General features: G+C 47.3%; 3 protein-coding genes. All 3 read right to left on the bottom strand.

All coding sequences use genetic code 11. From position 1 onward, the window contains the following. Nucleotides 1-594, bottom strand: a 594-nt coding sequence (locus VN105_RS19245; protein ID WP_325643200.1) for a SusE domain-containing protein, incomplete at its 3' end; no start/stop codon positions are given. Between the two features lie 28 nt (nucleotides 595-622). Continuing rightward, nucleotides 623-2230: a RagB/SusD family nutrient uptake outer membrane protein gene (locus tag VN105_RS19240; protein ID WP_325643199.1), complete on the bottom strand. Its 1608-nt coding sequence runs from the start codon at nucleotides 2228-2230 to the stop codon at nucleotides 623-625. Between the two features lie 19 nt (nucleotides 2231-2249). Beyond that, nucleotides 2250-5450 (bottom strand): TonB-dependent receptor (locus VN105_RS19235; protein WP_325643197.1); only part of this gene is annotated, 3201 nt, incomplete at its 5' end.

Raw genomic sequence — 5450 nt, 5'->3', positions numbered from 1 at the left:
AAAATGATATTTACCGTTTTTGAGAGATGTATAAATTTCGTATACCCCCGGGGCTGTGGATTTCAGCTTCAGCGCTTTGGACAGATCGGCGCCCGCTTCTGTAGCTTCGCCGGTAAGATATACATCGGTAGGGATCTCGGCAAAACCGTTGGGTCTTTCTACCTCGATGGTCTTTGTTTCTGCGGCTTTCTGGATATTATATCCTTTGGATGCCAGCACAGTCCATACCAGCTTGCCGGTAGCCAGGGAAGCGATGCCCGCTTTGCCTGCCACGCTGTTCAGGTCTTTGTGCGACAAGGTCAGCTTGTTCTGTACACCACCACCATCGGAAGAGAATTTAGCAACAGGTGAAGAAAAATCACCGCCTTCTTTATCAAAGGCTACTTCGTATTGTACGAGGGAACCATCTTCTGCGCGGGCCTGGTCCCACTCAAAGCTCACAGTGGCGCTGGTGGTAGGTTGCAGCTTAATATATTTATTATCCAGCGGTGCGGTGAGTTTGGGCACCGGCTGCATATTGGTGTTGAGTGAATAATCGTCTTTCTTACAACTAAATAATAAAACACTCAGTATAATGATCAAATATTTTTGCATGTTATTACAGTTTTTAGGTGGAAGGATATTACCAGTCCTGGTTTTGTGAAAGATTTTTGTTCTGATCGCGTTCAATGGTGGGCACCGGCCAGAGGTAGTGCTTGGGATTGGTGAACAACCTGTTTTCAACGATGATGTAACCATTCGGGTCTTTATTAAAAGCGCCGGAGGTTACTTTGATACCTCTCACCGGTCTGTTCATTACCACATCGGCAGTTTTCCAGCGGCGGATATCATACACCCGCAGTCCTTCAAACGCCAGCTCAGCCCTTCTTTCCCGGCGGATCACCACACGTTGCTGATCCTGGTTCAGGGCAGCGTTAAACTGGGTAGCGCCGGCATCATTAAACCCGGCACGCACGCGGATAGGTTGAATAGTTTGATTCCATACTGCCGCATTCATCTGCCCCAGCTCATTCTTTGCTTCCGCATACATCAGCAGCACATCTGCATAACGGATCATGATCAGGTTTAACCCCGAAGCATAGTTGGTAGCTGCCCTGTCGTAATATTTATAGAAATAATAACCGGTGGGAGATGCGCCCTGGTCATCTACCGTATTGGTGGCTGGAACAGAGCCGGGCTGCGTCAGGATAGTTTGTTCCACTCCGTTAAAATCAACCACCTTGGAGCCATGATGCAGGATGGTAGCTTCAAAACGCGGATCCCTGTTTACATAAGGAGTGGTTTCATTATAACCGGAACCGGCTTCACCAATGGCTTTACCATTGGTCATGATATAATCATTTACCAGGTCCTGGGTAGGCACCAGTACACTTCTTAATGCAGCAATGGTTTGCGGCATAAAGGAACGTTGTTTGTCGTAAGTTCTGCCACCGCCATATTGCAGGTCCAGGATCACTTCACTGTTATATTCGTTGGCTACGGTAAACAGGGTATTGTAATTACCAAACAGGGCATAAGCGCCGTTATCTGTTTTACCGATCAGCTTTTCACAATCTGCCACTACAGCTGCCCACTCGCTGCGGAACAGGTGTACACGGGCGCTCATGGCAATGGCAGCCCCACGGGTGATACGGCCACGGTCATTCTGCGCCTGCTGTGTATTAGTGGGCAGGTCTTTCTGGATATCCGACAGCTCTGTTAATATAAACTGCTGGATCGTGTTCTTGTCGGTACGTGCAATGGTACGGGAAGCATCAATGGTAATGAGGTCCGTATAAAAAGGCACATCGCCATACCAGGCTGTGAGCTGGAAGTATGCGTAAGCGCGGATAAACCTTGTTTCAGCCAGGATACGCGCTTTCAGCGCGGGATCCATGTTAGGCACGCGATCTATGTTGGTGGTAACGGTATTGCACCTACGAATAGTAGTATAGTAATACGACCAAGTATCTGCTACCCTGCCGTTGGCGCCATCGTAACCGCCGTTGGCAATAGCGTTTACATTGATCAAACCGCCGCCGCTGTTATAGGCGTTATCGCTCAGCGCTTCATCTCCAAAATAATAATCATCTTTTGAAAGATGTTCATAGCAGGCAGTCAATGCGTCGAGCGCATCCTGTGAATCCCGCCAGTAGGCAGTTTCGGTAAACTCCCGGGTGATAGGCTGATCCAGTTTACGGCAACTGAATAAAGTGCCGGCCACTAATATTGATAAAACTAATTTCTTCATACAATTGATTGTTTAGGCATCAAAACTTAACATCCAGGCCAAAAGCAAAAGTAGCTGCATTCGGATAATTACGTCCTGCAATAGCGTTATAATTGCTCATGAACAACTTATCATCAAACTGTGTAAACTCAGGATCCACACCTATTTCACGGAAGCGTTTAGGCATGATCGTTATCAGGTTCTGGCTGGTGAAATATACCCGCACTCCCTGAATACGCGCCCTGTTTACCAGGGATGCAGGCAGGTTGTAGCCCACTTGTAAATTTTTCAGACGCAGGTATTTGGTATCAAACAACCAGTAATCTGAATAAGCGAAGTTGTTGGCATCTGCGGCGCCGATAGTTACACGCGGATAGGTAGCGCCCGGGTTGGTAGGCGTCCAGCGGTCCAGGTGCTGTACCATCGCATGGTCTTCATTGTTATGGAATGCCTCTACGATATCGCCTCTCAGGAATTGGGAACGCTTGCCCACACCCTGCCAGAACATGTTGAGGTCGAAGTTTTTCCAGCTCACGCTGTAGTTAAAGCCAAAAGTGTAACGGGGAAATGGATTGCCAAATACATAGCGGTCGTTTTCATCGATCACACCATCTTTGTTACGGTCAATGTATTTTACATCTCCTGGCATTACCTGCTGGTTATAGGCAAATGGCACTTTAGGTGCATTCTTTATATCATCCAGGTTCTGGTACAGTCCATTGGATTTATATCCATAATAAGAAGCAATTGGAAATCCTTCTTTAATGATAAAGGTTACATCTGAACCACGTACGGATTCCTGGCCGAATTTAATCACCTTGTTCAGGTTATCGGAAAGATTAAAACCAAAGTTGTGGCGGAACTGGCCGGTATTAAGCCGGTAGTTGACAGCCAGCTCCCAGCCTTTGTTATTTACCTTGCCCACGTTTTCCAGCGGAGCGGCAGTACCTGCGGTACCGGGAACGGTCTGGAAAAGATAGATCCCGTCGGTCGTCTTATTAAAATAATCGAAAGATGCTGTTAAAGCGCCTTTGAGGAAATCCGCATCGATACCATAGTTGCTCATGGTAGAAATTTCCCACTGTAACAGGTCGTTGTAAGTAGAGAAAGTATTACCGGGTGCAATGGAATTATTGAAAGCATAGTTCGCATTGTTAATGCTTACCCTTGAAAGATAGTTGAATCCTCCGATGTTGGAGTTACCCACCTGTCCCCATGAATAACGAAGTTTAAAGTTACCGATGCGATCCTTTACTTCCTGCATAAAGTCTTCGTCTGTTAGCCGCCATCCCAGTGAAAACGCCGGAAAGAACTGCCAGCGGTGGCCAGGAGCCAGCTTGGAAGAGCCGTCGTAGCGCCAGGTTATTTCTGCAAGATACTTATCGTTATAAGCATAGTTGAATCTTCCGAAAAGTGAGTTTAGTGCATACAGGTTGGGATTGCTCATATCGTTATAAGTACCGATATCCCTGTAATCGTAAGTACCGTCCGGTTTGGGAATATAGCCGCCACCAATGGACCAGTCGTTGTCCAGGTTGGTAGTACCAAAACGATCGGCACGGAAACCGTAACCTTCATTCACCGCATCGCTGCGCACCCCTACCTGACCTTTTACATAATGTTTACCAAAAGTATTTTCGTATTCTACAGTACCATATACGTTTGTTGTCAGATCCTTGTATTCGGAGTTATGCATTTCATTATACAACGGCGGTGTAGCGGTGGTATAATAAGGTGCGTAGGTAAATTTGTTGATACGGTAAGCGGTGTTATCAATATTGTAGTTACCGGAAGCATTCAGGTTGATCTTAAAATGATCCGCCGGGGTGATTACCACATCAATTCCACCCATCAGGTTATCTACGGTTCTTAAGCGGTACCCGCTTTCCGCCAGTAAAGCCATTACGCTGTTGCTGGTTAATGGCGGTACCACCCAGTTACCGAGAGAGTCTTTTACAGCAGTGGTACGGGGAACGCGCATCGCATCACGCATCAGGAAGCCGATATCGGATACCTGTGTGCGGTAATTAGAGCGGGTATAGGCGGCGTTACCGCTTACTTTCACATACTTGCTTACATCTACTGATACATTGAGGCGGGCATTATAACGTTTGTAATAAAAATCCTGCGGCACATATTTATTCTGGAGCATATTGCCCTGATCAAGATAGCCCAGTGAAAACAGGTAACTGCTGGTTTTGCCACCACCGCTTAAACTTAAATTATGGCTTTGCTGCGGGGTATACTTGCGGAGCATCTCTGTAAGCATGGCTGGTTCGGAGCCGCGGTCGTGCCACGATTTAATATCTTCCGGTGTATACTGCGGCGTTTTACCGGAGTTTACCAGCGCTTCGTTTTTCAGTGACATGTACTGCCATGCTTCCATCTGCCGGGGCAGCGTGGTAGGCGTTTGCCAGCCGTACATGCCGTTGTAGGTAACAGAGGGATGATCATCTTTTTTCCCTTTTTTGGTAGTGATATAGATCACGCCATTTGCTGCCTGTGAACCGTAGATCGCTGCAGATGCCGCATCTTTCAGCACAGAAATGGATTCCACATCGTAGGGGTTCAGGTTTTGTAAACCATTACCGCCGGCCTGCACTCCATCAATGATCACTAGCGGCTCGTTGCCCGTTAAGCTACCTACCCCGCGGATGTTCATGACCATTTTTGCGCCCGGTTCGGCAGTGTTCTGCTGCATGATGAGGTTAGGCGCCTGACCCTGCAATGCCTGGAACATATTCACTGCCGGCCTGCTGGTAATATCTTTTGAGTTAATGGTACTGATGGAAGCCGTCACCTGTGTTTTCTTCTGCTGGCCATAAGCCGTTACCACAATTTCTCCAAGATCTTTGGAGTCAACATTCAGCATGGCAACAATGCTGGTTCTTCCGTTGATGGCAATTTCAGAAGACACATACCCTACCGAAGAAAATACCAGTGTGCCGTTGGCGGCGCTGGCGGGGATCTTCAGGGTATAGTTACCTTCCACATTGGTAACTGTTCCAATGCTCATTCCTTTTACGCGCACATTAGCCCCGGGAATGGTTTGGCCTTTATTATCCACTACACGGCCGGTGATGGTAATATCCTGCTGCTGTTCAATGGTGGTAGCAGCGCCGCCATGTTTCAGGATAATTTTATTGGCGATAAATTCGTAGTTAATTTCCAGCGGCAGCAGGATCATCTGCAGCACATCATCCAGTTTATTATCTTTTACATTCAGCGATATTTTCTGCGC

The organism is Chitinophaga sp., from assembly GCF_035564935.1.
In the GTDB taxonomy this organism is placed as follows: Bacteria; Bacteroidota; Bacteroidia; order Chitinophagales; family Chitinophagaceae; genus Chitinophaga.
The sequence above is the reverse complement of the archived record's forward strand: the minus strand, read 5'-3'. Positions and strand labels throughout refer to the sequence as shown.

What these genes read in the sequence shown, in the direction of transcription:
- VN105_RS19240 (WP_325643199.1), bottom strand. Translation starts at nt 2,230, where the DNA reads ATGAAGAAATTAGTTTTATCAATATTAGTGGCCGGCACTTTATTCAGT.